The organism is Halomonas sp. N3-2A (genome assembly GCF_002216165.1).
In the GTDB taxonomy this organism is placed as follows: domain Bacteria; phylum Pseudomonadota; class Gammaproteobacteria; order Pseudomonadales; family Halomonadaceae; genus Vreelandella.
Genome location: NZ_CP022286.1, coordinates 994874 through 1010575, shown reverse-complemented (window position 1 = coordinate 1010575; position 15702 = coordinate 994874). Strand labels below are relative to the sequence as shown.

Below are 15702 nucleotides of genomic sequence, written 5' to 3'. Positions count from 1 at the left end.
GACACAACGTACTCAGGAGCAGCGATTGCTGCTCGAACAACTCAAACAGGTAGCAGAGGGGCTCGCCAAGACGTTCGCGCCCTTCTGCGAGGTCGTGGTGCACGACTTGCTGGACCCCTCACATGCTGTGCTCGCGATTCACAACAACCTTTCTGGCCGCGAAGTCGGCCATCCAGCTACCGAGCTCGGACTTGCCCGTATCATGGACGCCAAGTTCGAGCAGGTCATCGCCAACTATCCTAATAGCTTCTCTGATGGCCGCCAGATCAAGAGTACTTCGATCGGCATCAAGGATTCAGAAGGACGATACATTGCAGCACTCTGCATGAATATTGACCTCACCGTGTTTCAGGGCTTTCAGGGCATGTTGAATCAGTTCGTCGATATTCAGGTAGATGCCCCCGCCAAAGAGTCGCTGGACCCTACGGGCGCAGACGCCATTCGTGCCCGTATTGATGAGTTCGCGGCACGCCTAGCCACGACGCCACGAGCCCTCAAGGCGGAAGACCGTCGTATTTTGGTCAAGGAGTTAAAGGCGGAGGGCTTGCTGGAGTTACGTCGCGCGATGGAAATCATTGCCGCGCACCTGGGAGTCTCCCGCGCATCGGTATACAGCTATGCGAAGTGACAGCCGCAACTTGAGCTTTTGGAGTACAGGCTCAGCCACACTGATAATGCGTGAGGCTCTTGAGCCGCATTCAACATGACTGAATTCGTGCTGCAGGCGCTGTTCGAGGAAGCCGGCCCACTGGTTGCCTTGGCTTCGCCGCGGCTCGACAGATGAAAGCCGAACTGCAAGGCAAACGCATCGGTGTGCTCGTCAGCGGAGGCAACGTCGATATGGCGCGATTTAACAGTTTGCTGTCTTCGTAGCGTCGCGCCAACCAGACACTAGGGCTTCAATTTTCGTTCCACCCCCAGCCGCCGGTCTCTTCCGATCGAGGGTTAGGGACTCCTTTGTCCAACAATCAGAGAAATGCTCACCATGAATCAAGCCATCCAACGCTCCGATATTTATTGCACGAACAGTTTGGAGCTCTCTTCTCCTGCTGGCCACTATTCCCACGTCTGCATAACGGCAGGTCAGGTCTTCATTTCCGGCCAGCTCCCGATCCAACAAGATGGCACGCCTCTAAGCGATAGCTCATTCGAGGAACAGGCCCGTCAAGTGCTTGAAAATGTTGATGCCTGCCTTGCATGCGTAGGCCTTGATAAGACAAGGCTGACACAGGTGCGTATCTACGTCACCGATATCAGCAACTGGCCGCTGTTCAACGAAATTTATGCAAGCTGGCTTGGTGATCATCGCCCTGCCCGATCTGTTGCAGGAGTCAAAGAACTTCACTTCGGTACTGCGGTGGAAATTGAAGCCATCGCATTGCTCCAGCCCGCTACCGGCTCCCACGAGGAGATCTTTTAAGCCACAGCGGGCAAGCCCGCCTACTAGAGCATTCTTCAAGTGCTGTCCGGCCGTGCGCCATGCTTGCATCGGGCATGGTGTATTGAGGCCTTACCCCAAAAAGCGCCAAAAATTCCGACTCTCGCGTTCCTGTGCTCGCCAGACACGCAGAGGTGATGGCGTCAAATTTGAAACAAAGAAATGTCGGAGAACTAGGAGAAAAACAATGACAAAGCATGTCTCTCATCCGCCCATTCGTCGTGGCCCCTTCGCATTATGGAGGGGTATGCCACTTTGGAAGAAAATATTCATCGCGCTAACGCTGGGGCTGGTTTTGGGTATAGCGCTCAATCAAACAGGTAATGCAGATATTGCTACCAGCATCAAGCCGATCGGCGATCTCTTTATCCGCGCGATCAAGATGTTGATCGTTCCGCTGATTTTCGTTTCGCTGGTCGCTGGCATCGCCTCACTTCAGGATCTCGCAACCATGGGGCGGCTCGGAGCAAAAACATTTGCTCTGTACCTGGCTTTAACAGCAGTGGCGATTTCGATCGGTCTCGCCTTATCGATCATCTTCAAACCCGGTGTCGGCGTCGATATAGGCACGTCCAAGACCAGCAACGTAAACGCTGATGCCAGCGAAGCACCGACCATTATCGACACCGTCCTGGGCCTTGTTCCGACCAATCCCATTGAAGCGTTCGCGACCGGTAACGTATTGCAGATTATCGTTTTTGCCGTCTTGTTCGGTATCGCGATTGTTCTCGCTGGCGACGTCGCCAAGCCAGTGAAAAACTTCTTCGATTCAGCCGCTGAAGTGATGTATCGGCTGACATCGATCATCATCTCCTTTGCCCCCTATGGTGTGTTTGCGCTGATGGCCTGGGTGGCCGGAACCTATGGTCTCGATATGCTGGCCCCGCTGGCCAAGGTCATCGGCATGGTCTATCTCGGTTGTGCCATCCATGCACTTGTGGTTTACGGGGGGTTGATCAAGTTCGTCGCTCGGCTTAACCCCGTACGCTTCTTCCAGGGCAGCATCGAACCGATGATGGTCGCCTTTACCAACACATCCAGTTCAGGAACGCTACCTGTCACGATGATGGCGACCGAGCGTAATTTAGGCGTGTCACGCCGCATCTCGAGCTTCGTCCTGCCGTTAGGCGCCACCATCAACATGGATGGCACAGCAATTTACCAAGGCGTATGTGCTGTATTCATAGCGCAGGCCTATGGCGTCGACCTTAGCACCAGCCAATATCTGACCATTGTGCTGACTGCGACGCTGGCCTCCATCGGTACCGCCGGCGTGCCCGGCGCCGGGTTGATCATGCTATCACTGGTACTGACTTCAGTCGGCCTTCCGCTCGAGGGCATCGCAATCATCGCGGGCATCGATCGAATCCTCGATATGGCGCGCACGTCGATGAACGTAGTAGGCGACTGCGCGGTAACCTGCTTGGTCGCGCGCAGCGAAGGTGAACTCGATCAAGCCGCCTACGATACCCCACATGTACTTAAATCCGAGGAAATAAGCGGTCGGGCAAAACCGGACACAACCCTCGCTTGAGCCCTCCTCAGCCTAGCCTTTTGCGGGGCGGACTCCGGCCCGCATACCACTCTTCCGCTGGCACTTGGGCATCGGCAAAGATAGTCATTTGACGACATGGCAAGGGATGATCGATAGGTTCTATGTTGTGCGTACGACCAACGAGCATCTGGAGAAGGTCCGCAAGGCACTCAGAAAGGAGCTAACGGCCAACCAGCGACGGGGGCCCCTCAAGGATGATCGGAAGATCCTATTGAAGCGGGCTCACGACGCTTCAGGCCGTGAGCAGCTCATCATGGAAATCTGGACAGGGGGCTCCCTCAACTTCTGGAAGCCTAAGAGCTAAGGAGCGGTTCTACCACATTCGGAACTGTGCCACCCGGCGTGAAAACTTCTGTACTTAATGGGTTCAGCAAAGTCAGTAGCACTTTCCCCAATAAAGTAACCATCGCCGTGCCCCCTCAGGCTTGTGATACTAATCAACGACAAACAATTTAGCTCCTAGCTTTGTCGAAGAGCGATGAAGTTCGGCATTATCGGCAACTTGATAGCTCGAACCAGGCGTGAGAACAAAGCAGCGTCCATCGTCTAGCTCAGTATGAAGTTCACCTTCAAGACAGAGCAATATGTGGCCCTTAGCACACCAATGATCCGCCAAATAGCCAGGACTATATTCAACCATACGCACCCGGATATCCCCAAAATTTCGGGTCTTCCAATAAGCAACGCCACTTTCTCCGGAATGCTCAGTCTGCTTAACTTCAGACCAATCTGTCACCCCAAAAGGTAAATCTGTAATGTTCAAACTACGTCTCCATAAGTAGATAACACCAAGTATTCCAGCACGGGCTTTGTTTGGTATCGAACAAATCAAAGCACTTCTCTACGATTAACTCAAGGTCTCCGCTCTGTTAGCCAGAGAACAGCGCAAGGGCTCCCTACTGTTGCCTTTAACTAAGCTAACCACTTCATAGCACGAATTCTCTCAAATACTAATAAAGTTGCTTAAATTCTCTAATGCTACTCGATATTCCAAATTGAGGCGCATTGATGCACTCATCAACGACAATACTGAAGAAAAGACACAAAACCCTAGACTGATGGATGCCACTGCGAGTCGACCTCGCGGTTGACCCCAACAACTATTAGTAAGACAAGAACCTAACTTAATCATTATTAGACAATGAATTAAAAAATTACATTACGCAAAGAAAAAAAAACATCAAATTTTAAGGTTGTTGCTATGTTAAATAAAGTGAACCTTCAGGTGTCCATGTGTAGGGAGTAGATAAATGTCACAACAATTTGACGAGCTTGCCGCCTTATATGAAAAAATGGCCGAATGGCCATTTCGAAAGTACTGCGAAATACCTTCCACTATTGAAGCTCTAGGAGATATTAGCGGGCTTTCTATTCTTGATTTCGGCTGTGGAAGTGGCTTCTATACCCGGCTGTTAAAAAAGCATGGCGCCAAGGAAGTCGTCGGCTACGATATATCTTCAGGAATGATAAGTTACGCACGTCGTCGCGAAGAGAAAGAGCAGCATGGCATCTCGTATATTGATAATAAAGACAATATCCCAGAGAAACACTTTGATATCGTTCTTTCTGTATATACTTTACCCTACGCGAAAAACCTAGCGGGCCTTATGGAATTATGCAGTGATATGGTGCGCCCCATAATCCCAGGCGGTCGCCTCGTAACACTTCCTCTTCACCCGAACTACGCGCTACAAACATCTTACTATCGCCCCTACGGTTTCGACCTCATCAGCAGCACTACCACTCCTAGAACTGACGAAACACCGCTGACACTTCACTTGTGCAAGCCCCCCTATGATGACTTTGTAACGGCTTACTACTGGTCGAGTGAGGCATTAACTAGCGCCTTGGAACACGCCGGGGTGAAAAATATTGAATGGCAAAACTTTCATGTAACCGATGAGGGCAACGAAGTTCACAAGAGCAGTTTCTGGGAGGCTTATCAAACATGCCCACACTCAATCATTCTCTCAGGACACAAAGGAGCATGAACGTGCTGACACCTCCCGTGTCCACCAGCACCTCCCTGCCTCCCTTCGGAGCCGTCTGGGTCCGCTGGTTCAATTCGATCAGCTCTCTTGACCATCACGAGTGGGACTCATTGGTCGAAGACAGCAATTTTTTTAATAGCTACAGATGGTTACAGTCTCTCGAATACTTCAGTCGACCACGCTCTGTCTTGACGGTTTTCGGCCCAGGTGGGCTCTTGGCAGGCTGCCCGATATGGGAAGGACAGCCTGACGATCCTCTGTTTGCCCCCTCACACTGGTTTACAGGGTTGCCAGGGCCGTGGGAAGAGAAATTTCTTTGGGTGGGGGCATACCGCTCCACGCATAATGAGTTGATTTGCGGACATGGGGCTCGTCATCAAGAAGCGCTGGCACTGCTGCTTCATGAGCTCCAAAACAAAGCCAATCATGATGGGCTGGCTGGCGTTCTACTGCCCTATATGCCGTTGAAAAGGGCGCTGTATGTAGCCTCATACCACCCTGATGCACAAGTGCTGCTACATGATGCCGAAGCTTCCCAGCACATCTCTCCAGGAGGCTTAGACGACACCATCTCGTCCTGGAAGAAACACTATAGAACACGTACACGAGCCGAAATAAATGCCTTTCACAATCAGGGAAACCAAATAGAGTGGTCACCCATTACGCCAGCACTAGAGGAAATACTGGTCAACCTTGTTGCCATGAATCGATCCAAACACGGCGCGACCACTGGAGAATCATGGATGCGCAAGGTTTTCATGAGTCAACACCAGTCCAAAGCCATTGATCACTCAATCGTTGCCCTTTCTCGAAACAAGGGGAAGATAAATGCTGCCACCATATTTTATCGTTTCGGAAACTCGCTTCACGCCCGATATTTCGGTTCCGACTACACGGAAGAAAAGGATGACTTCCGTTACTTCGTTCTCAGCTACTACGCACCTTTAAGATACGCACCCAAATATGGCTTAAAAACATCCCATCTCTCAGTTTCAGCCTTGGATGCTAAAGCAAAACGTGGAGGATGCATCGAGCCGCTCGCCACCGTCGCAATTTTTAGAAAAGAAAAGTTAGCGGACGACCTTGTGAAGAAGCACAACTTCGCTGTTGTTGACAGTCACCAGAACAGGTTTCGCAAACACCTGACCTCGGAATGGTTCGACGATGGAATCATCTGATAATAGGAGAGATTCATGCTTCATCTAGTCTATATTCTTCAGCCCACCGAGCATGCACGAACCCACACAAAAGAGCTCTGGGAGTGGATACGCTCACGCCAGTCATGGTTCTACGATGGCTTGGACATGGTTCATGAGCCCCGTTGGTTCAACTACGTTATCGGTAATAACGTGCACTGCCTGGAGCACTCGGTAGCTTTCGAAGACGAAGCGGCCTGGGGCGCCTACCGCAAGGCAGTTTCACAGCGCTCCAAGGATCCAGAGTGGGAAGCAAGGCGGATCGAACAGGAAAAATGGTGGGAAATCATTGACTCCCGACTCATGAACGATATTCAACTGGAGAGTTAAGAATGACGGAGCATACAACAACAACGCTACACACACGTGCGAACCGACTTCTGGATACAGCCTCTTTCATCACATTGGCCACCTGTAACGATACTGGAACGCCTTGGGCATCCACCGTCAACTATGTGGTGCTTCGCTCTCCACTGCGCCTTATCTGGTACTCCATGACCCAGGCTCAACATTCGATTAACATCGAGCGACAACCCATGCTATCAGGTTCAATCTTTCGCACCGATCTCGGCGAGTTATCACCTCCCGCAGGCTTAGATGGTTTGCAGCTCCTTGGAGATGGACGTGCCCTACCCGATGAAGAAGCAGAGGCTATCCATACCTTGTACTACCGCTTGAACTTTCCCGATCCAGAGCTAAGAAAAACCTGGCAACTGCCACTCACAGAATTTCTCGAAGGCGGACGAAGACGATTCTATGAAATGCGCCCACATAGTCTATGGTTGCTCGATCTGGACCAGTGGCGAGAGGACAAGGTGGACCAACGAGTAGCGGTCGATATTTCGCAGTTGGTTTGAAACGGCACGAGCTACTGTAATCTTCACAATACGCTTCGTGGCGGCTAAGAGCGTTGATCAACAAGATAGCCAAGCCACTCAGCGTATCCATAAAGAACTGCATCCATGAAGAGCTAGCCAGCGGACGGCAAAAGCTTCTCAAACCTGCAGCTTACGGCAAACGCCCATATTAGCTGCCAGCACGAGCCAAATACGCTTTTGCGCATTCACCTACAAAGCGTCGACCGGGATTATCACCCGCTATCCAGTCCTCAATAGGAAAAAGGTCAAACAGGCCAACCTTCACAAGCGTTGGAACGGCAAGTTCAAGCTCTTTTTCTACTTGGCCTCGCTCGCCAGCGTTATAAAGATTAATGTTATAGAGCATCGTTGCAACAGTTCCTGTCTGAACCTTACTGCCATCTTTTAGATGAACTGAAGGGAGGACTTCCCCACCGCTAACGACTTTCTGATTTACAGCGGCCAGCTGTTCCGTATTTTCAACACTTTTTTTCATTAGCACTCTCCTTCTTTCAAATAGCTCTTCTTTTAAGCGACTCTGCTTTCAAACAGCTCTTCTCTCAAGCAGCTAAGGCCACGTTAAGGTGCGAACAACCTACCATTTTACCTAGATCATTGTGCCGTAAACACTTAAGCCAATTAAAACCTAAAATGCCAAGCATTGAGAATGAACGTCTAAACGCCTTATTAGAGCAAGGAGATTAGGAGTTTCTATAATCTGAATCGAGCATAGAATAGAAATATTCATCCCACCATACTCCCTCACCTTTCGGAATGCATTGCCTAAAATAACCTTCCCTAACCATGCCCAGTTTTTCCATCAAAAGATATGAAGCCGGATTTTCTGGCTGGGCAGTCGCCACCACACGGTGAAGGCCAAGTTTAGTGAAACCATGGTTTAGCACACAAGAAGCCGCTTCATAAGCAATGCCTTGCTTTTGATACTTAGGATTAACGATCCAGCCGACTTCATAGGTATGATCTCCAAACCAAGCATAAAATTCAATATGACCAACCAACCTTTTTTCCTGTTTATGGTATATCGCGAAGGCCTTTTCAGTTTCATTAACAAATGATTTAACCGCCTCTTTTGACATTACACCTTCAGCCAAATAATGAGTAGCTTCGGCGTCAGACATATATTCAAAAACATCTTCCACGTCACTAAACAAGAATGGCCGTATGATAAGGTTCTGAGTTTCAATATTCATACAATCCTCAAGTTATAAGTGCGCCCTAATGCCGCTTCAAGCAGTGAGCAACACGACCACCATTATACAGCTGACTGGAACCAAAAAACCGCCAAGCGTTGCGAATCTGCCCTGAGCACGTTGTTATACGATTTTCCCACCACATACGGAAACGCCCAAGGTTATTAGCCTCGGGCGTTTCTTCTAGCAAGCCTGGTTACCACAAATCTAGCCTTAAAGTGTCATATGCAGAATTGGAAAGGGTTTTCCCATATCATCAAAGGGTGAACGTGAAACTACTTTAAAACCCATATGCTCGTAAAAACCAACAGCCTGTGGATTTTGTTCATTGACGTCCACTTTGGTTGCACCTAACTGCTCAATTGCGTATTTCAGTAGTGCCTTACCAATGCCTTTCCCTCGCGCTTCATTCAAGATGAATAGCATTTCAATCTTTGAATTTTGGGCACCCAAAAAACCTAGAATTGAACCACGCTTATCTTTAACGCACCTCAATGTAACAGCGGGAAACGCCTGCTCAATGATAACTGGTTTAAAAAACTCAATATCTTCTTCCGTTATAAAGTCATGAGTTGCTCGGACTGACTCTTCCCAAACATTAAGCATTTCTGCATAATTTTCAGGAAGCACATTTTCTACGATCATCGTACTTCTCTACAGTTGACTGAAATTCATGCGCAGCCGCTCTTCACTAGTGACTATTTTCATCACTCCCTCTCTTACCCCCCTTCACTCGGTGAACTGCTTGGCTCCTCGTTCTCCCGGATAGCGCAGATATCTTCAATATCCACCGGCCGTGCGAGTGTAGATTTATACCACACCAGATCATCCTTAAGCATAAGAGGAAGCTCAAGACCCAGTAAATGTACGGTCAGATAGCGAGAAAAATCTATGTTGAGCGGCACCCAGGTTTCTTGACTTGCATCGAAAATTTGCGAGCCGTCAGCGTTACCCACCTCCACTTTAATACCTTCATACTTGAACTGGACGTAGGTTAGATCCCAGCCTTCCTCCTGGCGGTGAGCGGCAGCTTTGGATATAAACTCCTGACCGGCCTGAACCACTGACGCAAAGTGCTCGCCGGGGACAAATAGGTCAATGTCATTAAGGTCACGCTCAGAGCCATACCCCTTTGCTGCGAGCCCCCCGCAGATCAAAAAAGGAATACTCCTTTCTCTCAGTAACCCCACAATCCATTGAGCTGCTAAATGATGCACGTCTCCTCCTTTTTCACATACCCTCCTTCAACCTTAACTAAATAGACCACACGATCAGATATTAATTGAATGCGCAGCGCTGCCATCGTGGGTGCCTTATGGCTCGCTCCTAGCCAAGCGTTACGCCGCGCACAAACATGCCATCGGTTGATTTTGTAGTGCGTGGTAAGCGCAGCGCACCCGCAATTGTGGCTCGAAAATATGCGAGGCCGAAAGCGCCTCCGCTGCAGTGGCCAGCTATTTAGTAAAAGCTAATCTATTCAGTTAAAGCTAATCATAATTCAAACACACAGCGTTCAAAATTAAAAAAATCATAAAAAACAAAACGTACTACAAAATATCACTTACCATTCATTTAATTAATGTCTGTCATTTCATCATAAAAGTCACCATTCGGCACTATGAAGCTAATTGTTCTATTCGAGTAATGAATGGCTGCTTTTAGGCTATACTGCGTCATCTTTAATTTTCGACACACCTGACGACCATCTGTCTGAGCACCTCATGCCATTTTCAAAACTAGGCTTATCCCGTCCTCTTGTTCAAGCGATTACCGAACTAGGTTACAAAACGCCAACGCCCATTCAGGAACAAGCGATTCCTACCATTCTTTCGGGCAAAGACTTAATCGCCACCGCACAAACAGGCACAGGCAAAACCGCGGCCTTTGTTCTGCCACTGCTAGAACGATTCAGCAAAGCGGAAGCGTTACGCGGCAAGCGCATACGCGCGCTGATTCTGGTGCCGACCCGCGAGTTAGCGGTTCAGGTCGAAGTCAATGTGGCTCAATACGCTAAGCACACGCAGTTAACCTCTATGGCGGTGTACGGCGGTGTGGATACTGCGCCTCAAAAAGAGCGGCTAATCGAAGGAGTGGATATTCTAGTCGCCACGCCGGGCAGATTGCTGGATTTGGCGCATCAGCGTGCGCTGCACTTTGATGAACTTCAAGTCATGGTGTTGGACGAAGCGGACAGAATGGTCGACATGGGTTTTGTCGATGATATCCACAAAATCTTAGTACGCCTGCCTGAAAACCGTCAGAACCTACTGTTTTCAGCCACCATGACCGGCGACGTTCGCGCCCTCGCCTACGGTTTTTCAGATAGTAAAATGACCGACCTGGCGGCTGACATCTCCATCTCTCCCAATATCCGCGCCGCCGCCAATATCAAACAGTGGCTAATCACGGTAGACAAGGACACCAAGTCCGCCCTGTTGAGTCACTTGATCAACGAGCAAGCGTGGGATCAGGCGCTTATTTTTGTCGAGAAAAAACACAGTGCAGCCAAGCTAGTTGCTCAACTGGAAAAGCGCGGCATTCAAGCAGACTCCATCCATGGCGGTAGAAGCCAGGCCATGCGCGAGAAGGTGTTAGATCAGTTCAAAACTGGCGAACTGAAGTACCTAGTGGCTACGGGTGTAGCCGCTCGGGGGTTGGATATCGGTGAACTGAGCCGTGTGGTGAATTACGATTTACCTTTTCAGCCAGAAGAGTACATCCACCGCATTGGCCGAACCGGCCGTGCAGGCGCCTCAGGTGAAGCCATCTCTCTTGTCGACATCAGTGACTTTAAAAACCTTTGTGCGATTGAAAAGCGATTAAAAAACATTATTGAGCGCAAAGAAGTTGAGGGCTTCCCGGTTAAAAAAGCCGTCCCCGCCTCAAACTTGAACCATGTTAAAAAAAGCAGTCGTTAAGCCTTAACAAAGAAGCTCACCTCTTACAAAATGAGCTTCTTGATCACATGCATTCACGAGGCGGGTGAAAACGCATCTAACAGCTCGGCATTGGTTGGATATTTATCCAATAACTCAAGCAACTTCTGCGCGCCTTCTGCTGGCTTAAGATGTGTCAACGCTCGACGCAATGCGCGTACTTTTTCAATATCTTTCGCATCAATCAATAGCTCTTCTCGGCGGGTACTGCTTTTGGCAATATCTATCGCCGGGAAAATCCGTTGATTCGCCACTTCCCGTGATAGCACGATTTCCATATTGCCCGTGCCCTTGAACTCCTCGAAAATCACCTGATCCATACGGCTTCCCGTATCCACCAGCACGGTGGCTAGAATCGTGAGCGATCCACCGTTTTCGATCTTTCTTGCAGCGCCAAACAGTTTTCGCGGTATTTCCATCGCACGGCTATCCAGCCCACCCGACATCGTACGACCATTGCCGCGCTGCTCGGCATTATGAACGCGCGCGAGTCTCGTAAGAGAATCGATCACAATCATCACATCATGCCCCTCGCCTGCCTGCTTACGCGCCGTCTCAAGAAGCTTATTTGCCAAATGCACATGGTGTGAGTAGCTTTCGTCTGAAGACGATGCATGCATTTCTGCCGACACACTGCGCTTAAAATCGGTCACTTCTTCAGGGCGCTCATCAATCAGCAAGGCATACAGCTTTATGTCAGGATACGCGTCTGCCACGGCCTGACAGATATGTTTTAACAGCGTCGTTTTGCCAGAGCCCGGCGGCGCAACAATCAACCCACGTTGCCCCATTCCAATGGGCGTAATCAAATCCATCGCGCGCACACTACGCTGCGTAGAACCAAGTTCTAAAACAATGCGTGGGCTAGGATGAATCGCCACGCCATTTAAAAAACGCTTTTCGGGATCATCAGGAAATGGATCTTCAACTTCATCGGCGGGCTTGGCATCTAGCTGCCTTTTCGTTTTCAAACTGAGTGTTTTTCTCGCCATAATATTGATGGATCGCCTTGAATAACCTGGATTAATAGAATAATTTCATCTGAGCGCTTCTTCACTGAATGGCGCATTGGATGGTGGGTTACGATAAGGTTCTTAAGACAGCTTGTAGCTCTTTGGCGACGACATGCAACAGCGCCAAGGCTGGCCATCACCGAGTTCCCAATGCCTTAACGTGGCGACGCTAATACAAAATTTAGCTGCAACGTTGCACCCGTGATTAAGGTCGATAGCTTCTTGCAAGTTCTGGGCAATACTCTCTAGGGACTAGCCATGATGCTTCTCCAATGCGGCATTAACAAGCATATTGACCAACTTGGAAAACGCATCTCAATCTACTTTTGAGAGATTTTCGCGCTCGAACGCTCGCTCCGAGGAGTATGAACCGGCTCCCCTCATTCCTATTATTTCCGCCCCACCTCAGCCCCGTCATTCCAGAGCCACCTAAGCCCCGTCATTCCCGAGTGGGGTTATCGGGAATCCAATTTGACCTTTTCAGCCGAAGCCAAGGTACTTAAATCAAAATAGATTCCCGCTAAAGGCATGCGGGAATGACAGCTGGAGAGAAGCATTCATTCCTGTCGCCCTATTAGGCACCGAGCCTCATCAGGCAACGTTGAAAGCCCAGTGTTAGCAGCGGGCTGTTACTGACCCTATCTGCTCATTGCCTATTAAATCTTCCGTGGTTCCTCTCAGTAGCTGAGTGTGTGCGGTAGACGCGACACTTATAGCAGGATGTATGTTGTAGGCCGCCGATTAATTACTATCTGCCTGTTTTCTGACTATGCCAAAACTAGGCATCAGCGGCTTTTAGTACAGCTACAACGCCTTGCGTAGCACAGCGTAGGTTTGTCCCTAGCAGCGCCTTGTTAGCCGTCACTCTTATGCCTTTCGAATGCGCTGACGAATATACTTTTCATTGGCTCTTTGAGCTGGTTAATATACCCGAACAGCAGTTTGAATTTTTGGAAACGCACCCACTCAGAATGATCGGGCTTAGAGTCACCCTTGCTGGTTGAGTCAACATCTCCGAAAAAATTTGCTGCAACTTGTGCAATGCGTTCCAGAATTTTGTGTGAGTAACCGCGATTAAATATTTCACTAACGATTGGGTAGAATTCAGCATAGTTCGGCACTGTTTCACCAGAGCACTTTTCGAGCGCTTGATCAAGTTCTGACACGACTTTTTCAGCCTCTCGTTCAAAGAACGAGGCATGCTCGCCGGGTTCGTTTATGATTTGAACGATTTGAGTAAATATGCCCTCAATGGCGCATGCCAACTCAGACAAACGGCTCCATACGGCGTCGTCTTGGCATCTACGCTGCATCTCGCTTCGGATCCGTGCGATTCTTTCGCCAGCTAATGGGTGTGAATCCTGAAACTCGAACCCCAATTCCTCCAACCCACGAAAAATCTGAAGTGCGAATTCAACGGCGGTATATTGAAGCTGTGTATTAAAGGCATCGCGCTTAGCATCCTCGTTGTGGAGTTCCATAACCATTTGAACACCGAGAAAATCAGCGGTGAATTCATCGAGATGATGGGGTGATATATCGTCTGGAAGATCAAACAGCTTCCTTTCTTCATTTTCGAAAACATCGGCAATTATGTGCCCGATTTCGTGGGCAACGAGAAAGGCTTCTGCTTCCATCGCCAACATATTTGCAAATTGGATTTGATTCTCATCGATCGGATACTGTGGACCGAATGCATGGCCTGTTTCTTGAAACCACCAAAACACTTCGGCTATCAATCGAGCCGTTTCTTGTAAACCGTCACCTATCGATGGGTCGATTTCCGTGCCCATAGGGTGAGAACGCGTTGCGATAACCCTTGCGACGCGATAGATAAAATCTTTCAGACCTGTATGAAATACGATCGCGTAGCCTGAAGGAAGTTTCTTTACGTAGACATCTGGAGTTGGGTTGGCAACTGTTCCGATTGCGATGTAATCGGAGTCAAGAAGCGAAACAAGTGAAGGATGAAACCGAGGTTTTATATGTTCGAGCAAACTCTGCGCCCAGTCAGACTTGTTTGCTGATGCAATTAGGTCGGAGATATCTTGTCCAGATATGACCCACTGTGTCTTCAGCCAGTCGGGCAAACTGGATTCTGTGATCTCGTCGATAGGGTTTTCCGCCTTTATCGATGCGATGTAGTCACTGGGTGTCATTTCGAGTCACGTTTTATCTTGACCTTGATACTTGCTTGCATCCCCGCTTCCAGTTTACCAATCAAGGCGACGCTCCCCTTGCCATTTACACCTAGTGAAAGCTCTATCTCATCGACATAATAGCCAGATTTCGACTCAGGTTGCTCATCAAGAAGAGTCTGGAAGTCGGCGAGGACCTCCTTCAGGTTACCGCTAAGGACGGTCAAATCTACCTCGGTTGATTTGACCCGAGATTTACCAAACGTTGGCAACGCGTGCTTTGTTTCCGATTCTGCCGCCTCCGGTTCCCATATTTCAATCGTACGTGGATCGTTCATTCTAACTCCTATCGGTGGAATTACGGCTAACGCTTCAATCAGCCGCCGCGTCAGCGGTCGGCTGGATTAGCTTGTTAGCCTCTCGTGTGACCAAAATGGGGGAAGTTCCTATACTTTTATATCCGTATATGGCTTTTGCTCTTTTTATCAAACGCTTATCCTCTGATAGGATTGCTGAGCAGTACGCACCCATGGCTATATGGCCGGCATCACTTCTTACGTTATGAATTTTATTTAGTTTTCGGCATTTTTTCTCTGCTTGAAAACCTAATATATCAAGTACCGCATTGCATCCGATTATTCCGAGGTACATCGGCCAGGACTCGTAACCTTGCTTTTCAATAGGATCAAAGCCAAAAAATTGATCGCAACTAATCTCAGCTCCCTGCATTGTTGGAGATATTATTTCCCATATTTTTTCGATCTCCTTTTCTCCTGAAACGCTACCGATAGCGCCTTTCTCATCGCCAAAAGCCGCCCTAGTTTTCTCTATACCATTTCCATTCAAGATCATTTCATCGATCATGGAATCAAATTTGGGCTTTATAGACTTAACTTTGCCGATCATTTCGGTAGTATCAAAAGGCAACTCAGAAGTTAGACTGAGAACTTGGTGTGCGAATTTTTCAGATAGATCCTTTAATGGCCCTTCGTCTCCGCCACCATTAACCCAAACCTGAAGTGGGTCAAAAAGAGCATCGTCGAAATCCACATCTCTGTTTGCCTCAATATAGGCATCATAATGCTGATGAGGGGTTCCGCTCTCATTTAACCGGGCTTCACCAGTAATCTTCCAGCTCTCGTCGAGAACAAGATCCAATAATTTTGCGTCTATAACATCGAGTACATCTAAATATTTCGCGGGTTCATCAGAACGTCTAATCTCCGCAAAGTGTTCCTTTGAGTAAACCCAAGTTACATCATCCCGCTTAGCTAAGCTGATAATGCCCTGCAACTGCAGTCCGATGATATTCTGATCGACGTAAATTAAAGGCTTACTCATAAGTCTCCATGGAGGCTAACGCAAAG

General features: G+C 48.7%; 17 protein-coding genes and 1 pseudogene. 9 read left to right on the top strand and 9 right to left on the bottom strand.

The window, feature by feature from the left end; translation table 11 throughout:
- The first annotated feature begins 25 nt into the window (after positions 1 to 25).
- The 4 genes and pseudogenes from CEK60_RS04645 to CEK60_RS04630 form a co-directional block, all read left to right on the top strand.
- Entirely contained in the window at positions 26 to 628 is a 603-nt protein-coding gene (locus tag CEK60_RS04645; RefSeq protein WP_232471471.1) for a helix-turn-helix transcriptional regulator, read from the top strand.
- Between the two features lie 357 nt (positions 629 to 985).
- The gene (locus CEK60_RS04640) at positions 986 to 1420 is read left to right on the top strand and encodes a RidA family protein (protein ID WP_089038033.1); all 435 of its coding nucleotides are present in this window, start codon (positions 986 to 988) and stop codon (positions 1418 to 1420) included.
- A 205-nt stretch (positions 1421 to 1625) separates the two neighbouring features.
- Positions 1626 to 2972 (top strand): dicarboxylate/amino acid:cation symporter, encoded by a 1347-nt coding sequence (locus tag CEK60_RS04635; protein ID WP_232471470.1) that lies wholly within the window; start codon positions 1626 to 1628, stop codon positions 2970 to 2972.
- Between the two features lie 106 nt (positions 2973 to 3078).
- A pseudogene (locus CEK60_RS04630) lies at positions 3079 to 3340 on the top strand (transposase); the annotation flags it as partial.
- 86 nt (positions 3341 to 3426) lie between these two features.
- Here CEK60_RS04630 and CEK60_RS04625 read toward each other — a convergent pair.
- Entirely contained in the window at positions 3427 to 3756 is a 330-nt protein-coding gene (locus CEK60_RS04625) for a DHCW motif cupin fold protein (protein WP_089038030.1), read from the bottom strand.
- A gap of 487 nt (positions 3757 to 4243) precedes the next feature.
- On the opposite strand from CEK60_RS04625, the gene CEK60_RS04620 reads away from it, so the two are divergent.
- The 4 genes from CEK60_RS04620 to CEK60_RS04605 are packed head-to-tail and all read left to right on the top strand — an operon-like array spanning position 4244 to position 7037.
- Entirely contained in the window at positions 4244 to 4984 is a 741-nt protein-coding gene (locus tag CEK60_RS04620; RefSeq protein WP_089038029.1) for a class I SAM-dependent methyltransferase, read from the top strand.
- Positions 4981 to 6162 (top strand): peptidogalycan biosysnthesis protein, encoded by a 1182-nt coding sequence (locus tag CEK60_RS04615; protein ID WP_157697999.1) that lies wholly within the window; start codon positions 4981 to 4983, stop codon positions 6160 to 6162. The genes CEK60_RS04620 and CEK60_RS04615 overlap by 4 nt, the downstream gene beginning before the upstream one ends.
- Before the next feature lie 15 nt (positions 6163 to 6177).
- On the top strand, positions 6178 to 6510 hold the full coding sequence (locus CEK60_RS04610) for a hypothetical protein (protein WP_089038027.1): 333 nt from the start codon (positions 6178 to 6180) through the stop codon (positions 6508 to 6510).
- Between the two features lie 2 nt (positions 6511 to 6512).
- Positions 6513 to 7037, top strand: a complete 525-nt coding sequence (locus tag CEK60_RS04605) for a pyridoxamine 5'-phosphate oxidase family protein (RefSeq protein ID WP_089038026.1) — start codon at positions 6513 to 6515, stop codon at positions 7035 to 7037.
- Between the two features lie 169 nt (positions 7038 to 7206).
- Here CEK60_RS04605 and CEK60_RS04600 read toward each other — a convergent pair whose 3' ends face one another.
- From CEK60_RS04600 to CEK60_RS04585, 4 genes are all read right to left on the bottom strand, one after another.
- Positions 7207 to 7533 (bottom strand): DUF7709 family protein, encoded by a 327-nt coding sequence (locus tag CEK60_RS04600; protein ID WP_089038025.1) that lies wholly within the window; start codon positions 7531 to 7533, stop codon positions 7207 to 7209.
- A gap of 205 nt (positions 7534 to 7738) precedes the next feature.
- The gene (locus CEK60_RS04595) at positions 7739 to 8248 is read right to left on the bottom strand and encodes a GNAT family N-acetyltransferase (protein WP_089038024.1); all 510 of its coding nucleotides are present in this window, start codon (positions 8246 to 8248) and stop codon (positions 7739 to 7741) included.
- A 213-nt stretch (positions 8249 to 8461) separates the two neighbouring features.
- Entirely contained in the window at positions 8462 to 8893 is a 432-nt protein-coding gene (locus CEK60_RS04590; RefSeq protein WP_089038023.1) for a GNAT family N-acetyltransferase, read from the bottom strand.
- Between the two features lie 74 nt (positions 8894 to 8967).
- A complete protein-coding gene (locus tag CEK60_RS04585) occupies positions 8968 to 9465 on the bottom strand; it encodes a nucleotidyltransferase (protein WP_198361461.1) in 498 nt (165 codons plus the stop codon).
- 504 nt (positions 9466 to 9969) lie between these two features.
- Here CEK60_RS04585 and CEK60_RS04580 point away from each other — a divergent pair.
- On the top strand, positions 9970 to 11166 hold the full coding sequence (locus CEK60_RS04580; protein ID WP_089040848.1) for a DEAD/DEAH box helicase: 1197 nt from the start codon (positions 9970 to 9972) through the stop codon (positions 11164 to 11166).
- A gap of 53 nt (positions 11167 to 11219) precedes the next feature.
- On the opposite strand, the gene rho is transcribed toward CEK60_RS04580, so the two are convergent.
- The 4 genes from rho to CEK60_RS04555 form a co-directional block, all read right to left on the bottom strand.
- Complete coding sequence (gene rho, locus CEK60_RS04575) at positions 11220 to 12176, bottom strand: transcription termination factor Rho (RefSeq protein WP_089038022.1); 957 nt, start codon at positions 12174 to 12176, stop codon at positions 11220 to 11222.
- A gap of 875 nt (positions 12177 to 13051) precedes the next feature.
- The gene (locus CEK60_RS04565) at positions 13052 to 14356 is read right to left on the bottom strand and encodes a hypothetical protein (RefSeq protein WP_089038021.1); all 1305 of its coding nucleotides are present in this window, start codon (positions 14354 to 14356) and stop codon (positions 13052 to 13054) included.
- Positions 14353 to 14673, bottom strand: a complete 321-nt coding sequence (locus CEK60_RS04560; RefSeq protein WP_089038020.1) for a Pepco domain-containing protein — start codon at positions 14671 to 14673, stop codon at positions 14353 to 14355. The genes CEK60_RS04565 and CEK60_RS04560 overlap by 4 nt, the downstream gene beginning before the upstream one ends.
- A gap of 34 nt (positions 14674 to 14707) precedes the next feature.
- The gene (locus CEK60_RS04555) at positions 14708 to 15676 is read right to left on the bottom strand and encodes a hypothetical protein (RefSeq protein WP_089038019.1); all 969 of its coding nucleotides are present in this window, start codon (positions 15674 to 15676) and stop codon (positions 14708 to 14710) included.
- Positions 15677 to 15702 lie beyond the last annotated feature (26 nt).